This window comes from Sphingomonas ginsenosidivorax, from assembly GCF_007995065.1.
In the GTDB taxonomy this organism is placed as follows: Bacteria; Pseudomonadota; Alphaproteobacteria; order Sphingomonadales; family Sphingomonadaceae; genus Sphingomonas; species Sphingomonas ginsenosidivorax.
Window position 1 is genome coordinate 2048879 of record NZ_VOQR01000001.1, and the last position, 16816, is coordinate 2065694.

Here is a 16816-nt window from a genome sequence, read left to right on the forward strand (position 1 = left end):
CCCGGACCATCTCCCGAACGACGGAGCGACCATGCCCTATATAAAAACCCGCGACGGTACCGACCTTTACGTCAAGGATTGGGGCACCGGCCGCCCGGTTGTCCTCACGCACGGCTGGCCGCTGTCGTCCGACAGCTGGGACGCGCAGGCGATGGCGCTCGCCGAGGCCGGCTTCCGCGCGATCGCCTATGACCGCCGCGGCTTCGGCCGGTCGGGCCAGCCCTGGACCGGCTATGACTACGACACCCTTACCGACGATCTCGCCGACGTCATTGAAGCCACCGGCGCGACGCAGGACGTCACGCTCGTCGGCTTCTCGATGGGCGGCGGCGAAGTCGCGCGCTACATGAGCCGCCATGACGGCAAGGGCGTCATCGCCGCCGGTCTGATCGCCTCGGTCGTCCCCTACATGCTGCAGACCGACGACAACCCCGACGGCGTGCCCGAGGCGCAGCTGCAGAGCATCGGCGACGGCATCAAGGAAGACCGCCCCGCCTTCTTCCGCACCTTCCTGCAGCAGTTCCTCGGCGTCGGGTTCATCACCTCGCCGGTCAGCGACGAAGTCGTCGACTGGGCCTGGCGTCTCGCAATGCAGGCCGGTCTCAAGCCGACGCTCGCTTGTGCCGAATCCTTCGGCCACACCGACTTCCGCGCCGACCTCGCCGCGTTCCGCGTCCCCACGCTGATCGTCCACGGCACAAGCGACAAGACCGTGCCCATCGACGCCACCGGCCGCGCCGCGGCGAAGGGCATCGCCGGCTCGCAGCTCGTCGAATATGATGGTGCACCCCACGGCCTCACCATCACGGAAAGCAACCGTTTCACCAACGACCTGCTGACCTTCCTGGGGCGCTGACACCGGCCCGCCCCGCGTCCGTCATCCCGGGCTCGTCCCGGGATCCAGGGTAACGAGCGACACCGCCTGTAACTCTGGATCCCGGGACAAGCCCGGGATGACGAGGGCGGCGCAAGAACCGGAACTTTACGACTTCGGTCCATGAGGGCCGCGTGCCCCTCATTTCTTCAACAATCGGCACCCGCCGCCGGCTACTTCCGTCGCGCCGAGCCTATCGGACCGCGATCGGCACCGCGGTAGCGACCTTCCTGGCATGGATCGTGGTGATCAACGCCACCTCGACCATCATCGTGTCGCCGATCAACCCCTGGTTCATCCGTGCAGTAACGACGCTCGGCGGCATGGCAGGACTCAAGATCGGCGTGACGATCGGCATGGTGGAGGCCGCCGCCGCCCGCCACCGAGAAAAGGCGCGACCTCGTGCGACCCGCGTCATGTTCGCTGCGCTCGGGTTTTTCTGCGGCGCCATCGTCGGGAGCACGGTTGCTTACCTGCTTGCCGACGTCGCGCTGTTCTGGAGATCAGACGCGCCCGTCACGGAGGTCGCATTCCCGGTCCGATCCGTCGGATCGGCAAAGGGTAGTCCCTATCTGTCGATCGGATCCGACGGTGAATCCGACGCCATAGGAATATCGAACCGCGACCACGACGTCCTGGCCGCCGCAGCCCCGCTTCGCCGGCCGTGGCGCTATTGTGTCTCGCTCCGGCGCCAAGCCAGTTACGAGGCGGTCCGGGTGTGGTTTCCCCCGCGCGCCCGCCGCTCCGGCCCGCAGACGGTGTTCGCGTGCCCCGCCTATGCGCAGTGGTGGTGAACCCTAATTCCCCAGCGGGACGATCACCTCGTCGGGATGCGCGACGTTCAGTTCCTTGCGGACCATCTCGTCCACCATGTCCGGGTTCGCGTGGTCTGGGTTCAACAATGCGACCCGGTTCTTGAGCACCTCGCGCCGGTGGTCGAGCACGGCGTAATGCTTCCCGCGCAACGCGAGCTGCCGCTTGTAGTCGCCGTACGCGAACATCCCGTTCGGCCCGAGCACGGCATACGCGCCGAAGAACGCCATCAGCGTCAGTCCGACCGCAGGCCACACGGCCTTGCGCATCGTCTTGCGGAATTTCGAACTCTTCGTCGCGCGTGCCATGCCCAGCCCTCGTCTCCGGTCTCTCGGGATCAGCCCCCGATCAGGATGCTGCGCCCCGCGTAACGCGCGGCGTCGCCCAGCTCTTCCTCGATGCGGATCAGCTGGTTGTACTTGGCGAGCCGGTCGCTGCGCGCAAGGCTGCCGGTCTTGATCTGCCCGCAATTCGTCGCGACCGCGAGGTCCGCGATCGTCGCGTCCTCGGTCTCGCCCGAACGATGGCTCATCACCGCGGTGTAGCGCGCGCGCTGCGCCATCGACACGGCTTCCAGCGTCTCGGTCAGCGTGCCGATCTGGTTGACCTTCACCAGCAGCGAGTTGGCGATGCCGCCGTCGATGCCGCGCTTGAGGCGGACCGGGTTGGTCACGAACAGATCGTCGCCGACCAGCTGCACCTTGTCGCCGATCAGGTCGGTCAGCGCCTTCCAGCCCTCCCAGTCGTCCTCGCTTATGCCGTCCTCGATCGAGAAGATCGGGTAGCGGCGCGTGAGGTCGGCGAGATATTCGGCCATCTCGGCGCTCTCGAGGATGCGCCCTTCACCGGAGATGTCGTACTTGCCGTTCTTGTAGAACTCGGTCGCCGCGCAATCGAGCGCCAGCATCACGTCCTCGCCCGGCGTGTAGCCGGACTTCTCGATGCTCGACATGATGAAGTCGAGCGCCTCGGTGGTGCTGCCGATGTTGGGCGCGAAGCCGCCCTCGTCGCCGACGCTGGTCGACAGGCCCTTTTCGCTCAGGCCCTTCTTGAGCGTGTGGAAGATCTCCGAGCCGCAGCGCACCGCCTCGACGATGTTGGTCGCGCCGACCGGCACGATCATGAATTCCTGGAAATCGATCGGGTTGTCGGCATGCTCGCCGCCGTTGATGATGTTCATCATCGGCACCGGCAGCAGATGCGCCTGCACGCCGCCGACATAGCGGTAGAGCGGGAGCCCGCGCGCCTCGGCCGCGGCCTTTGCCACCGCCAGGCTGACGCCCAGGATCGCGTTCGCGCCCAGCCGGCGCTTGTTCTCGGTGCCGTCGAGCTCGATCATCGCGCGGTCGAGATCGGCCTGGTCCTCGGCATCCATGCCCAGCACCGCGTCGGTGATCTCTTCGTTGACCACCTCGACCGCCTGGTCGACGCCCTTGCCGCCCCAGCGGCTCTTGTCGCCGTCGCGGCGCTCGACCGCCTCGTGCGCGCCGGTCGAGGCGCCCGAGGGCACCGCCGCGCGGCCGAAGCTGCCATCCTCGAGCAGCACGTCGACCTCGACCGTCGGATTGCCACGGCTGTCGAGGATCTGGCGGGCATGAATGTCGATGATTGCGGTCACGTAACGATGCTCCTACGATTTCGACCGTTCAGGCCGTCGGATCGCGCTTTACCGGCTCGGGCGTAATCGGGCAATCGCACCGGCGGAATGGAACGTGTGCGAAGCGACGGGGTTGAGTCCGCAACGATTTATTGAAAGGGATGGTCATGCCAGACAACGACGTACAGCCCATGGGCGACACCGACGTCTCCGCGAGCAACACGCCATCGCAGGCCGCGCCGCTGAAGGGCGCGACGACCGATAGCCAAGGCGGCAACGCTACGGGCAGCGCACTTGCCGAAACGACCGGCGACGCCAAGACCGCGTTCAAGGACACGGTCGGCACTTACGGCACCCAGGCCGCCGACAAGGCCCGCCTGTTCGCCGAGGACGGCAAGGCGAAGGCCGGCGGTGCGCTCGACCAGCTCGCCCAGTTGCTGAACGACGCCGCGGACCAGGTCGACGACAAGCTCGGCGCGCAATATGGCGGCTATGCCCGCACTGCCGCGACCTCGATCACCGGCTTTTCCGACCAAGTGAAGGCCAAGGACATCGACGAACTGGTCGACGACGCGCGCGAACTGGTGCGCAAGAGCCCGGGCATCGCGATCGGCGCCGCCGCTGCTGTCGGGTTCGTCGTCGCGCGACTGATCCAGTCGGGTATCGAGGCAGCGCCCGGCGCGTCGACGGCATCCGATCCGAAGTCGGGAGCCTGACCCCTTGGCCGATCCCGTGCCGTTCCTGAGCGAAGACGAGACGCTGCCGGCGATGGTATCGCGGCTCGCCGGCGAGACGCGCGCGCTCGCCGGCGCCGAGATCGCGGTTTACAAGGCGCGGTTTGGGATCACGCTGGCCGCCTACAAGACCGCGGCGATGTTCTTCGCGGTCGCGGGCGTGCTTGCGCTGGCCGCGTTGATCGCGTTGCTGGTCGGGCTGATCATGACACTGACGCCGCTGGTCGGTCCCGGCTTCGCGACATTGATCGTCGTGGGGGTGGTACTCGTCCTGGCGGTCGTCCTCGGCCTCGTCGGCAAGTCGAAGCTGACACCCGGAGCCCCGTCATGACCGAATCGCTCACCCAGGCCGAGATCGAGCGCGACGCCGCGCGCGCGCGTGTCACGCAGACGCTCGGCGAGCTGCAGGACCGGCTCAACCCCAGGACGCTCGCACGCAACGCCGCACGCGACCTGACCGAGGCGGGCAGCGTTATCGCCGACAAGGGCGCGCACACGCTCAAGCGCAACCCGGGTGCCGTCGCCGGCGCCACTGCGGTCGCCGGCCTGTTCCTCGCCCGCCACCGCATCGCCGGCCTGTTCCGCCGCAGGTCGCGCGACCAGATCGATCCGGACGGCATTCTCTAGACCCGCCCCTTCATGCCTGCCGACAAAAAGGACAGCATCATGCCCAACACCACCAACCACGACACCGCCAGCCACGACACCGCCAACCGCGTTCGCGACGGCATCGACACGGCACGGGAAACCGTGTCGAACGCCTATCATACCGGCATCGACAAGGCGTCGGACGCCGTCCACGGCCTCGAATCGAGCCCGGTCGGCATCCTCGTCGGCGGCCTCGCCGTCGGCCTGATCGCCGGCGCGCTGCTGCCGCGGTCGCAGCGTGAGAAGGACCTGCTTGCCCCGCTCGGCCAGCGCATTGGCGACAGCGCCCGCGCCGCCGTCCAGTCCGCGCGCGAAGCCGGCCAGGGCGAACTCGAAACCCGCGGCCTGACCAAGGACGGTGCCCGCGACCAGGTGCGCAACCTCATCGAGGGTGTCGTGCAAGCCGTCTCCACCGCCGGTGCTGCAGCTGCGAAGGGCGCGACGCAAAAGGCCGATGTCTAAGGTTTAATCGGGCCGCCGGACACGCTAGGAGCGCTCGCGACCCCCTCCATCAGGAAAGCACGCGCATGAGCAAGCTCCACCTCGTATTCGGCGGCCGCGTTGCCGATCCCCGCACGCTCGATTTCAACGATCTCGACGCGATCGAGTTCGTCGGAGTGTTCCCCGACTACCCCACCGCCGAGAAGGCCTGGCGTGCTGCAGCGCAGCGCACGGTCGACGATGCAGAGATGAAGTTCGTCGTCGTCCACCTGCACCGGCTCATGGAGCCGAGCCTCACGGCACCACCAGCCGCTTGATACCGACCGTCATCCCGGGCGTGTCCCGGGATCCAGGGTTACGGAGCGCAACGTTTGAAACTCTGGATCCCGGGACAAGCCCGGGATGACGAAGGCGGACTCTACGCCGCCCGATACTTCCACAACAACAGCGGCCGCGCGAGGATCAGTCCCGCGACGAACCCGCCGATATGCGCCCCGATCGCGATCGGCGCGCCACTGCCGAACCCGGCGAGACCCGTGAGCAACTGGATCCCGATCCACGCCGCCGCCAGCCACGCGACATGCACCACGCCCGCGGGCACCGGCCCCAGCGCCTTGGCCTGCCGCTCGCCGTACAGCAGCGCATACGCCCCCACGATGGCGGAGATCGCGCCGCTGGCACCGATCATCGGCGCGACCGAATGCGGTCCGAACGCCCAGTGGCCCAGTGCCGCGGCATAGGCGCCGACGACATACAGCACAACGACGCCCGCCGACCCGATGGCGCGCTCGACCGCGAGACCGCAGAATGCGAGCATCACCATGTTGAAGGCGACGTGCGCCACGCCGCCATGCACGAACGTCGCCGTCAACGGCGTCGCCCACATCGGCACGGCGAAGTTATGCGCGGCCGCGGCGAATGCGGCATCGACTCGCAACGGGATGAACCCGGCATTCACCGCCCACCAGGGCAGCGAACCGGTCAGGAGGATCAGTCCCGAGACGACCAGCGTCGCGATCGTCAGGATCGCCGTCGCCCGCGCCTCGAAAAAGCGCATGATCAGATGAATTCGATCTTCGACACGACGTAATAGCGGTCACCCGACGGCACCGTCACCTCGACCTCTTCGTCGAGCTTGCGCCCGATCAGCCCGCGACCGAGCGGCGAGTTGTACGAGATTCGGCCCGACTTGGCGTTCGCCTCGGTCTGGCCGACGATCTGGTAGGTCACCGGCTTGTCGTTCTCGTCGAGCAACGTCACCGTCGCGCCGAACACGACCTTGTCGCCCGACAGGTCCTTCGGGTCGATGATCTGCGCGCGCGACAGCTTGTCCTCGATGTCCGAGATCGACGCCTCGACTTGGCCCTGGCGCTCCTTCGCCGCGTGATATTCCGCGTTCTCGCTCAGGTCGCCATGCGCGCGCGCTTCCTCGATCGCGTCGACGATCGTCGGACGTTCGGCTTTCAGGCGCTTGAGGTCCGCACTGAGCGTCTCATAGCCTTCCTGCAGCATCGGCATCTTCTCGACGGTCGCCATGTCTTCGTCCCCAAATTCCATATCCCCGCGCGAATCACAGGGATTCGCCCGCACATCTCGCAACTATGTCGGGATCAGGTGTGCGACTGCGAATAATAGGATTGCAAGGGCCGCACTTCAAGGCTGCGCGTCGTCAACGCCTTGATCGCCTTCGCCGCCTCCAGCGCCGCCGGGGCGGTGGTGAAGTACGGAATCCGCTGTTTGAGCGCCGACGCGCGGATCGGCTGCGAGTCCCGCAGGCTCTGCCAGCCCTCGGTTGTGTTGAAGATCAGCGCGATCTCGCCGTCCTTGATCCGGTCGACGATATGCGGCCGCCCCTGCGCCACCTTGTTGACGCGCTCGACCGGCAACCCCGCCCGAGCCAGGTGATCCGCCGTCCCCGCGGTCGCGACGATCGTGAAGCCGGTCTCGACCAGCGCCTTCACCGCCTCGACGATGATCGCCTTGTCGCCGTCCTTGACGCTGACGAACACCGTGCCGCTCTTCGGCAGGATGGTTGACGCGCCGAGCTGCGCCTTGGCGAACGCGATCGTGAAATCGGGATCGATCCCCATGACTTCGCCGGTGGACTTCATCTCCGGTGACAACACCGGATCGACGCCCGGGAAGCGGTTGAACGGGAACACCGCCTCCTTGACCGCATAATAATCGATGTGCCGGTCGACGGGCGGCAGGTCGGCGAGCTTCTCGCCCGCCATCACGCGCGACGCAAGCTTGGCGATCGGCACGCCGATCGCCTTGGCCACGAACGGCACGGTCCGCGACGCGCGCGGATTGACCTCGATGAGGTAGACCAGCCCGTCCTTGACCGCGAACTGGATGTTCATGAGACCCACGACCGACAGCGCATGCGCGAGCGCCACCGTCTGCCGCTCGATCTCGGCGATGATCTCGGCGGACAACGAATAAGGCGGGATCGAGCAGGCGGAATCGCCCGAATGGACGCCCGCCTCCTCGATATGCTGCAACACGCCCGCAACCACCACGTCGGTGCCATCGCAGATCGCGTCGACATCGACCTCGATCGCGTCGCGCAGATACTGGTCGATCAGCACGGGGGAGTCGCCCGACACCTGCACCGCGGTCGAGATGTAGTTGTCGAGCTGTTCGAGCGAGTCGACGATCTCCATCGCGCGCCCGCCGAGCACGTAGCTCGGCCGCATCAGCACGGGGTAGCCGATCCGCTCCGCCGCCGCGACCGCCTCGTCGCGGCTGCGCGCGAGGCCGTTAGCCGGCTGGCGCAGCCCCAGCTTGGTGATCAGCGCGGCGAACCGCTCGCGATCCTCCGCCAGGTCGATCGCGTCGGGCGTCGTCCCCAGGATCGGGATCCCGGCCGCTTCCAGAGCCCGCGCGAGGTTGAGCGGGGTCTGGCCGCCGAACTGCACGATCACGCCGACTAGCTCGCCATTCTGCTGCTCGGTGTGCAGAATCTCCAGCACGTCCTCGGCCGTCAGCGGCTCGAAATACAGCCGGTCGGACGTGTCATAGTCGGTCGACACCGTCTCCGGGTTGCAGTTGACCATGATCGTCTCATAGCCCGCGTCCGCCAGCGCGAAGCACGCATGGCAGCAGCAATAATCGAACTCGATCCCCTGCCCGATCCGGTTCGGCCCGCCGCCCAGGATCACGACCTTCCGCCGCGCACTCGGCTCGGACTCGTTCTCCGGCTCGCCGAAGCTCGGCGCCTCGTAGGTCGAGTACATGTACGGCGTCTTCGCCTCGAACTCGGCCGCGCAGGTGTCGATCCGCTTGAACACCGGTCGCACGCCCAGCTTGTGCCGATGCGCGCGCACCTCGTCCTCGGTGACGCCGCCGGTCATCGCCTTGACGACCTCGTGCACCAGCCCCGACCCACGCGCGATCCCGCGGCTCATGCCGCGCAGGTTCGCCGACTGCAGCGCCAGCCAGGCGAGCCTTTTGTCGCTGAACCCCATCGCCTTCAACCGCCGCATGCCGGGCGCGTCGATCGGCAGCCCGTCCTTCATCACCTCGGCCTCGGCCGCGACGATTTCCGCAATCCGTTCGAGAAACCAGGGGTCGTAGAAGGTGATCGCGTGGATCTCCGCGACCGTGAAGCCTTCCCGGAGAGCTTGGGCCGCGACCAGCAGCCGGTCGGGCGTCGGCAGCGCCAGCGCCGCCTCGATCTCGCCGCGGGGTGCGCCGACGAGGTGATCGATCTGGTTGAACCCGCTCAGCCCGGTCTCGAGCCCGCGGAGTGCCTTCTGCATCGATTCATGGATGGACCGGCCGATCGCCATCACCTCGCCGACCGACTTCATCGCGGTGCCGAGCAGGTTGTCGGCGCCCTTGAACTTCTCGAAGGCAAAGCGGGGGATCTTGGTGACGACGTAATCGATCGTCGGCTCGAAGCTCGCCGGCGTCGCGCCGGTGATGTCGTTGGTGATCTCGTCGAGCGTGTAGCCGACCGCGAGCTTCGCCGCGACCTTGGCGATCGGGAAGCCCGTCGCCTTCGATGCCAGCGCCGACGACCGCGACACGCGCGGGTTCATCTCGATGACGACGAGTCGCCCGTCCTTCGGATTGACTGCGAACTGGACGTTCGAACCGCCTGTTTCCACGCCGATTTCACGCAACACTGCGATGCTCGCGTTGCGCATGATCTGATATTCCTTGTCGGTCAGCGTCAGCGCCGGCGCGACGGTGATGGAATCGCCGGTATGGACGCCCATCGGATCGACATTCTCGATCGAGCAGATGATGATGCAGTTGTCGTTCCGGTCCCGGACGACCTCCATCTCATACTCTTTCCACCCGAGCAGCGATTCCTCGATCAGCACCTCGGTGGTCGGCGACGCATCGAGCCCGCTCGCGACGATCGCCATGAACTCGTCGCGGTTGTACGCGATGCCGCCGCCGCTGCCGCCCATCGTGAAGCTCGGCCGGATGATCGCCGGCAGCCCGGTGAACTCCAGCGCCTCCATCGCTTCCGCGAGCGTATGCGCGATCCGCGAGCGCGCGCTTTCCAGCCCGATCTTGTCCATCGCGTCGCGGAACTTCAGCCGGTCCTCGGCCTTGTCGATCGCCTCGGCATCCGCGCCGATCATCTGCACGCCATATTCGGCGAGCGTCCCGTCGTTGAACAGCGCCAGCGCGGTATTGAGCGCGGTCTGCCCGCCCATCGTCGGCAGGACGGCGTCGGGCCGCTCCTTGATGATGATCTTCCGCACGATCTCGGGCGTGATCGGCTCGACATAGGTCGCGTCGGCCAGCTCGGGATCGGTCATGATCGTCGCGGGGTTCGAATTGACGAGGACGATGCGATAGCCCTCCTCCTTCAACGCCTTGATCGCCTGCGTGCCCGAATAATCGAACTCGCACGCCTGGCCGATGACGATGGGTCCTGCGCCGATGACGAGGATCGAGGAGATGTCGGTGCGTTTTGGCATTTTAATTATAGTCCAACCAGATGGCGACAACGATTGCTATGACGGCAAAAATCGAGGCCGCGATGGTGCCCCACTTTGTCCAGTCGAAATGCGATTGCACATCGCCTGGCTGGCGAGAATTGTAGGCCCTGTAGATCATACCATCACCGGGATTGACGGTCGTTGATATGTCATGAGTTCGCTCGACTTCCAGAATACCATTACGGCTGATCTTGTAAGTCATAAGGGGGAAACGGCGCGTAGATATGACCCATCCCTTGATTAGAAGGTCCGCTAAAGCGTTTTCAACGGTTTGAACCGCCACAGGTGGCCTGAAACTAGCGGCGATTGCCTGTGCTGTCATTGGACCGGCCGCCTCATCAAGCTCGTCATGAAGACGCAGTAAGACACTGATGTTTCTATCGGTGTCTTGAGCTCCATTCACCGAAGCGATCCCACAAACCGTTCAAACAGATACAAGCTATCCTGCGGCCCCGGACTTGCCTCGGGATGATACTGCACGCTGAACGCGTTGCGGTCGGTCAGTTCGAGACCCGCATTCGACCCGTCGAACAGCGACACGTGCGTCTCGCGGACGTTGGCGGGCAGGCTGTCGCGCTCGACCGCGAAGCCGTGGTTCATGCTGGTGATCTCGACCGTGCCGTCGGACAGCCGCTTGACCGGATGGTTGGCGCCGCGGTGGCCCTGGAACATCTTGGTCGTCGTCGCGCCGACCGCGAGCGCGAGCAGCTGGTGGCCGAGGCAGATGCCGAACAGCGGCTTGCCCGTCTCCAGCAGCTGGCGGATCACCGGCACGGCGTATTCGCCGGTCGCCGCGGGATCGCCGGGGCCGTTCGACAGGAAGATGCCGTCGGGCTCCAGCGCCATCACCTGCTCGAACGTCGCGGTCGCGGGCACCACCGATACCTTCGACCCCGCATCAGCAAGGTTGCGGAAGATATTGCGCTTGCTGCCGTAATCGATCGCAACGACGTGCGGCTTCTGCTCCCCTCCCGCTTGCGGGAGGGGTTGGGGGAGGGCCTGTCCATCAGCGCCGTCGTTCGGGGACAGGCCCTCCCCTAACCCCTCCCGCAGGCGGGAGGGGGATTCTCCGTAGCCGAAACCCAGCTTCCAGATCCCGCCGTCCCAACCGTAATGCGTCTCGGTCGACACCGCCTTCGCGAGGTCCATCCCCTCGAGCCCCGGCCAGCCGCGCGCCATCTCGACCAGCGCGGGGATGTCGAACTGTCCTTCCGCCGAATGCGCGATCACCGCGTTGGGGGCCCCACCCACCCGGATCCGCCGCGTCAGCGCGCGCGTATCGACGCCCGACAGGCCGATGCGCGCGTGACGCTTCATCCAGCCGTCGAGGTTCTCGACCGCGCGGAAGTTCGACGGCGCGGTGACGTCCTCGCGGACGATGATGCCGAGCGCATGGGGATCGTCCGCCTCGATGTCGTCGGGGTTCGCGCCGACATTGCCGATATGCGGGAAGGTGAAGCAGATCATCTGGCCGGCGAAGGACGGATCGGTCAGCACCTCCTGATAGCCGGTCATCGCGGTGTGGAAGCACACTTCGCCGACCGCGGTGCCTTCGGCGCCCAACCCGCGGCCCCAGATCACGTCACCACTCGCGAGGACCAGGACGCCGGTGGCGCCCCCCGGCTGCTCGGTGGCGCGCATGGCTATTGGCTTGGTGTCGGCCATGAGGCTGGGCACTCCGAAAACTCGATGATGTCGCTAAGCCGCGTCCGCTAAGCCCCCCGCGCCGGAGCGTCAATCTGTTAAACCCGGAAGGGTTGCGCTATCCTCCCGCCCAATCCCGAAACCCCTGAAAGACCGACACATGATTCGCGACGACATCAAGGCTGCCCAGATCACCGCGATGAAGGCGGGCGACAAGGACACGCGAAACACCGTCAGCCTGATCCAGTCCGCGATCAAGAACCGCGACATCGAGGCACGCACCGGCAAGGCGCCCGAGAGCGACGACGCGCTGGTGATCGAGGTGCTGCAGAAGATGGTGAAGCAGCGCCGGGAGTCGATCGACATGTTCACCAAGGGTGGCCGCCAGGAACTGGCCGACGCCGAGACCGCCGAGGTCGCGGTCATCGAACGCTTCCTGCCGCAGCAGATGAGCGAGGCGGCGACGTCGGCCGCGATCGAGGCGATCAAGGCGGAGCTGGGGGCTGCGGGGATGAAGGACATGGGCCGCGTCATGGCGGAACTGAAGGCGCGCCACGCGAGCGAGCTCGACATGAGCAAGGCCAGCGGGCTGGTGAAGGCGGCGTTGTCTTAAGCGGACAGGCCCTCCCCTAACCCCTCCCGCAAGCGGGAGGGGAAGATGACGACTCCCCTCCCGCAGGCCGGAGGGGAATATGATGGCTCCCCTCCCGCCTTTAGGAAGGGCATGCTACCATCGTAGGCGGGCGCAACACACTCCCCTCCCGCCTGCGGGAGGGGTTGGGGGAGGGCATGTCGGACAAAGTCTATAACCGCCCCACAGCCCGCTCTCGCGAATTGCGCGCGAACATAACGTTACCCGAGCAGCGCCTATGGGGGTGCCTCAGCGCGCGGAAGGTTGGCGGCGTACGGTTCAACCGACAGTTCCCTATCGGGCCGTTCGTCTGCGACTTCGTATCGCGCGGCGCGAAGCTCGTGATCGAGGTGGACGGCGACAGCCACGGCCATAGCGAACGTGCCGATGCCGCCCGGACGCGCTACATCGAAGATATGGGATACCGCGTGATTCGCTTCTGGAACAACGACGTCATGGAGCGGCTGGAAGGCGTGGTCGGCGAAATCGAACGGGTGTTGGGGGACAGCCCCTCCCCCAGCCCCTCCCGCGAAGCGGGAGGGGAGTGAATGAGTCTCACGCCGCAATTCCTCGACGAACTCCGCGCGCGCACCTCGCTGACGTCGCTGATCGCGAAGACCGTCAAGCTCACCAAGGCCGGTCGCGAGTCCAAGGGGTGCTGCCCGTTCCACAACGAGAAGACGCCGTCCTTCTACGTCAACGACGACAAGGGCTTCTACCATTGCTTCGGCTGCTCGGCGCACGGCGACGCGATCCGCTGGATGACCGACCAGCGCGGCCTGCCTTTCATCGATGCGGTCAAGGAACTCGCCGCCGCCGCCGGGCTCGACATGCCCGAGCAGGACCGCGCCTCGACCGAACGCGCCGAGCGCGCCAAGGGCCTGCACGAGGTCATGGCCGACGCCGCGAGCTGGTTCACCGAACAGCTCCACGGCCTGCCGGGCGCCGAGGCGCGCGCGCTGCTCGACAAGCGCGGCATCACCGCCGACACCGCGCGCGCGTTCGGCATGGGGTTCGCGCCCGACAGTCGCGGCAAGCTCAAGGCCGCGCTGAAGGAGTATGGCGACCCAATACTCGTCGAGACGGGCATGCTGATCAGCGTCGAGGGCAAGGACCCGTACGACCGCTTCCGCGGCCGGCTGATGATCCCGATCCGCGACCCCCGCGGCCGCACGATCGCGTTCGGCGGCCGCGTGCTCGACGGTGGCGAGCCCAAATACCTGAACTCGCCCGACACCCCGCTCTTCGACAAGGGCCGCACGCTCTACAATCTCGACCGCGCCGCCCCCGCTGCGCGGAAAAGCGGCCGCGTGCTGGTGGTCGAGGGCTATATGGACGTCATCGCGCTCGCGCAGGCCGGGTTCGGCGAGGCAGTCGCACCGCTCGGCACCGCGCTCACCGAAGCGCAGCTCGAACGCCTGTGGCGGATGGTCGACGTCCCGATCCTCTGCTTCGACGGTGACGGCGCCGGGCAGAAGGCCGCGCTCCGCGCCGCGCACCGCGCGTTGCCGATGCTCGCGCCGGGCCGTAGCCTGTCGTTCGTAACGCTGCCGCAAGGCCAGGACCCCGACGATCTGGTCCGCACGCAGGGCCCGCAGGCGTTCGAGGCGCTTCTCAAAACCCCCGAACCGCTCGTAGACCGCCTCTGGGCCTCCGAACTCGCCGCCGAGGCACTCGACACCCCCGAACAGCGCGCCGGGCTCAAGCGCCGCCTGTTCGAACTCGCCGACGGCATCGCCGACGCCTCGGTGAAGCAGGAATACCAGTCCGACTTCAAGAACCGCTTCTTCGAGCATTTCAAACCCGTCCGCGCGCCCTTCGTCCCGCGCGGCGAGCGCCCCAAGGGCGGCTGGAAGCCCGCCGCTTTGCCCGTCACCGAGGACGCAAAAGCTTTTCGCGCCACCGGGATCGACCGCGTGCTGGCGAAAGCCGTGCTCGCCGGCTTGATCCGCCACCCGGTCGAGATCGCGCGGCACATGGAGGTGCTGGGGCCGCTGCAACTCATCGACGGCGCGCTAGGGCGGCTGTTCGAAGCCGTGGTCGATCTCGCGCTCGAAGATCAAAAGCTTGATAGCGGGCGTCTTCTCACCATATTGGCGAGGTCCGGTTTCAATTCAGTCGCGAGTGACCTGTTGAGAGCCGATACGATGCCCTATTCGTTCACGCAGACCACGGCCGATCCGGTTCGCGTCCGCGCCGACCTCGACGAAGCGATCGCCATCATGGTGGCGCGCCCCGAGGTCGATGCGGCGCTCAAACAGGCGACCGTCGCGATGCAGACGCACTTCACCGAAAGCGCGTTCGAACGGCAAGTGGCACTGGTGAGAGAAAAACAGGCGTTGGAAGTCCGACTTGCAAATCTCGTACAGTCGAACGAAGACGCCCGAGCGTTGGGTACCGAGGGCGATTGATGGCTAAGTCGAACATGGCGGAACCCGCCGAAACTGTTGAAACCGGCGATGCGCCGCTGATCGACATGAACGATGCGTCGATCAAGAAGGTGATCGCCCGCGCGAAGAAGCGCGGCTACATCACCTATGATCAGCTCAACGAAGCCTTGCCGCAGGGCGAGATGTCCTCCGACCAGATCGAGGACATGAGCGCCGCTTTGTCCGAAATGGGCATCAACATCGTCGACAACGAGGAAGCGGGCGAGGACGGCGAGGCCGAGCCCGCCAAGGAAGACGACGACGAGCCGGAGGCCGCCGACGCGGAAGCCGACACAGGGCCTGCGATCGAGAAGAAGAAGGAGACTGTCGATCGTACCGACGATCCGGTCCGCATGTACCTGCGCGAGATGGGCGCGGTCGAGCTGCTCAGCCGCGAGGGCGAGATCGCGATCGCCAAGCGCATCGAGGCGGGTCGCGACACGATGATCCTCGGCCTGTGCGAATCGCCGATCACCTTCAACGCCATCATCGACTGGTCGACCGCGCTCAACGAGGGCACGATGCAACTGCGCGAGATCATGGATCTCGACGCAATGCTGTCGAAGGACCCGTCACCTGAGAACCTCGCCGAGGGCGAGGAAGAAGGCGACGGCGAGATCTCCGAGAAGAACGCCGGCCCCTCGTTCAAGGAAGAGGCCGAGCCCGAAGAGGCGTCCGCCGACGAAGAGGACGAGGATGGCGGCGAGCGCCGCGCGCCGCGCCCCTCCGACGACGAGGAGGAGGACAACACCCTCAGCCTCGCGCAGATGGAAGAGCAGCTCAAGCCGATCGCGCTCGAGCGCTTCGCCAGCATCACCGCGCTCTACAAGAAGTTCAGCAAGCTGCAGCAGGCGCGTGTCGACGCGATGGGCGCCGGCGGCGAATTTCCCGCGGCGGAGGAACGCAAGTACCAGAAGCTGCGCGAGGAACTCACGGCGGAAGTCGAGAGCGTCCAGTTCCACAACGCCAAGATCGAATATCTGGTCGATCAGCTCTATGCCTATAACCGGCGCCTGACCGCGCTGGGCGGCCAAATGCTGCGTCTCGCCGAGCGCCACAAGGTGCCGCGCAAGGACTTCCTCGACCGCTATATCGGCCACGAGATCGACGAGAACTGGATCGCGTCGCTCGGCAAGCTCGACAAGAAATGGACCGCGTTCGTCACCAACGAGGGCGAGGCCGTCGAGCGCATCCGCGCCGAGATCGCCGACATCGCGCAGCAGACCGGCATGGCGCTCACCGAGTTCCGCCGCATCGTCAACATGGTCCAGAAGGGCGAGCGCGAGGCGCGCATCGCCAAGAAGGAAATGGTCGAGGCGAACCTGCGTCTCGTGATCTCGATCGCGAAGAAATACACCAACCGCGGGCTGCAGTTCCTGGATCTCATCCAGGAGGGCAATATCGGCCTGATGAAGGCGGTCGATAAGTTCGAATACCGCCGCGGCTACAAGTTCAGCACCTATGCGACCTGGTGGATCCGCCAGGCGATCACGCGCTCGATCGCCGACCAGGCGCGGACCATCCGTATCCCGGTCCACATGATCGAGACGATCAACAAGCTGGTCCGCACCAGCCGCCAGTTCCTCCACGAGCAGGGCCGCGAGCCCACGCCCGAGGAGATGGCGGAACGCTTGAGCATGCCGCTCGAGAAGGTCCGGAAGGTGATGAAGATCGCCAAGGAGCCGATCTCCCTCGAAACGCCGATCGGTGACGAGGAGGATTCGCATCTCGGCGACTTCATCGAGGACAAGAACGCGATCATCCCGGTGGATGCCGCGATCCAGGCGAACCTCAAGGAAACCGTGACGCGGGTTCTCGCGAGCCTCACGCCGCGCGAGGAGCGCGTGCTGCGCATGCGCTTCGGGATTGGGATGAACACCGATCACACGCTGGAGGAGGTCGGCCAGCAATTCTCGGTGACGCGCGAACGCATCCGCCAGATCGAGGCGAAGGCGCTCCGGAAGCTCAAGCATCCGAGCCGCTCGCGCAAAATGCGCAGTTTCCTCGACCAGTAAGCCAAACGGCCGCGGATCACTCCGCG

The 16816-nt window shown here is 66.1% G+C and carries 18 protein-coding genes; 11 read left to right on the plus strand and 7 right to left on the minus strand.

Features of this window, described 5'->3' with window-relative positions; all coding sequences use genetic code 11:
- Positions 1-31 precede the first annotated feature (31 nt).
- Together FSB78_RS09245 and FSB78_RS09250 are read left to right on the plus strand one after the other, a co-directional pair.
- The gene (locus FSB78_RS09245) at positions 32-856 is read left to right on the plus strand and encodes an alpha/beta fold hydrolase (protein ID WP_147082085.1); all 825 of its coding nucleotides are present in this window, start codon (positions 32-34) and stop codon (positions 854-856) included.
- 152 nt (positions 857-1008) lie between these two features.
- A complete protein-coding gene (locus tag FSB78_RS09250) occupies positions 1009-1668 on the plus strand; it encodes a hypothetical protein (RefSeq protein WP_147082087.1) in 660 nt (219 codons plus the stop codon).
- Positions 1669-1671: 3 nt separating this feature from the next.
- Here the strand turns inward: FSB78_RS09250 and FSB78_RS09255 are convergent, their stop codons facing one another.
- Positions 1672-1995 carry an FtsB family cell division protein gene (locus FSB78_RS09255; protein WP_242008147.1) on the minus strand — a complete coding sequence of 108 codons (324 nt, stop codon included), beginning with the start codon at positions 1993-1995 and terminating at the stop codon, positions 1672-1674.
- 29 nt (positions 1996-2024) lie between these two features.
- On the minus strand, positions 2025-3305 hold the full coding sequence (gene eno / locus FSB78_RS09260) for a phosphopyruvate hydratase (protein WP_147082089.1): 1281 nt from the start codon (positions 3303-3305) through the stop codon (positions 2025-2027).
- Positions 3306-3451: 146 nt separating this feature from the next.
- On the opposite strand from eno, the gene FSB78_RS09265 reads away from it, so the two are divergent.
- The 5 genes from FSB78_RS09265 to FSB78_RS09285 all read left to right on the plus strand — a co-directional run bounded on the left by FSB78_RS09265 (position 3452) and on the right by FSB78_RS09285 (position 5424).
- Positions 3452-4000 (plus strand): hypothetical protein, encoded by a 549-nt coding sequence (locus tag FSB78_RS09265; protein WP_147082091.1) that lies wholly within the window; start codon positions 3452-3454, stop codon positions 3998-4000.
- Between the two features lie 4 nt (positions 4001-4004).
- Positions 4005-4349: a phage holin family protein gene (locus tag FSB78_RS09270; RefSeq protein WP_242008148.1), complete on the plus strand. Its 345-nt coding sequence runs from the start codon at positions 4005-4007 to the stop codon at positions 4347-4349.
- Positions 4346-4645: a DUF3618 domain-containing protein gene (locus tag FSB78_RS09275; RefSeq protein WP_147082093.1), complete on the plus strand. Its 300-nt coding sequence runs from the start codon at positions 4346-4348 to the stop codon at positions 4643-4645. Before FSB78_RS09270 ends, FSB78_RS09275 begins: the two co-directional genes overlap by 4 nt.
- A 12-nt stretch (positions 4646-4657) precedes the next feature.
- A complete protein-coding gene (locus FSB78_RS09280; protein WP_242008149.1) occupies positions 4658-5128 on the plus strand; it encodes a hypothetical protein in 471 nt (156 codons plus the stop codon).
- Positions 5129-5193: 65 nt separating this feature from the next.
- Positions 5194-5424: a DUF4170 domain-containing protein gene (locus tag FSB78_RS09285; RefSeq protein ID WP_147082095.1), complete on the plus strand. Its 231-nt coding sequence runs from the start codon at positions 5194-5196 to the stop codon at positions 5422-5424.
- Between the two features lie 101 nt (positions 5425-5525).
- On the opposite strand, the gene FSB78_RS09290 is transcribed toward FSB78_RS09285, so the two are convergent.
- From FSB78_RS09290 to carA, 5 genes are all read right to left on the minus strand, one after another.
- The gene (locus FSB78_RS09290) at positions 5526-6164 is read right to left on the minus strand and encodes a rhomboid family intramembrane serine protease (protein ID WP_147082097.1); all 639 of its coding nucleotides are present in this window, start codon (positions 6162-6164) and stop codon (positions 5526-5528) included.
- A 2-nt stretch (positions 6165-6166) separates the two neighbouring features.
- A complete protein-coding gene (greA, locus tag FSB78_RS09295; RefSeq protein ID WP_147082099.1) occupies positions 6167-6643 on the minus strand; it encodes a transcription elongation factor GreA in 477 nt (158 codons plus the stop codon).
- Between the two features lie 74 nt (positions 6644-6717).
- Positions 6718-10050, minus strand: coding sequence for a carbamoyl-phosphate synthase large subunit (gene carB / locus FSB78_RS09300; RefSeq protein WP_147082101.1), 3333 nt, complete (start codon positions 10048-10050; stop codon positions 6718-6720).
- Position 10051: 1 nt separating this feature from the next.
- Positions 10052-10474, minus strand: coding sequence for a hypothetical protein (locus FSB78_RS09305; protein WP_147082103.1), 423 nt, complete (start codon positions 10472-10474; stop codon positions 10052-10054).
- On the minus strand, positions 10471-11736 hold the full coding sequence (gene carA, locus FSB78_RS09310) for a glutamine-hydrolyzing carbamoyl-phosphate synthase small subunit (RefSeq protein WP_147082105.1): 1266 nt from the start codon (positions 11734-11736) through the stop codon (positions 10471-10473). Before carA ends, FSB78_RS09305 begins: the two co-directional genes overlap by 4 nt.
- A gap of 139 nt (positions 11737-11875) precedes the next feature.
- On the opposite strand from carA, the gene FSB78_RS09315 reads away from it, so the two are divergent.
- From FSB78_RS09315 to rpoD, 4 genes are all read left to right on the plus strand, one after another.
- Positions 11876-12328, plus strand: a complete 453-nt coding sequence (locus FSB78_RS09315; protein WP_147082107.1) for a GatB/YqeY domain-containing protein — start codon at positions 11876-11878, stop codon at positions 12326-12328.
- Between the two features lie 176 nt (positions 12329-12504).
- Entirely contained in the window at positions 12505-12894 is a 390-nt protein-coding gene (locus FSB78_RS09320; protein WP_147082109.1) for an endonuclease domain-containing protein, read from the plus strand.
- Positions 12895-14757 carry a DNA primase gene (dnaG, locus tag FSB78_RS09325; protein WP_147082111.1) on the plus strand — a complete coding sequence of 621 codons (1863 nt, stop codon included), beginning with the start codon at positions 12895-12897 and terminating at the stop codon, positions 14755-14757.
- Positions 14757-16790, plus strand: a complete 2034-nt coding sequence (gene rpoD / locus FSB78_RS09330; protein ID WP_147082113.1) for an RNA polymerase sigma factor RpoD — start codon at positions 14757-14759, stop codon at positions 16788-16790. Before dnaG ends, rpoD begins: the two co-directional genes overlap by 1 nt.
- Positions 16791-16816 lie beyond the last annotated feature (26 nt).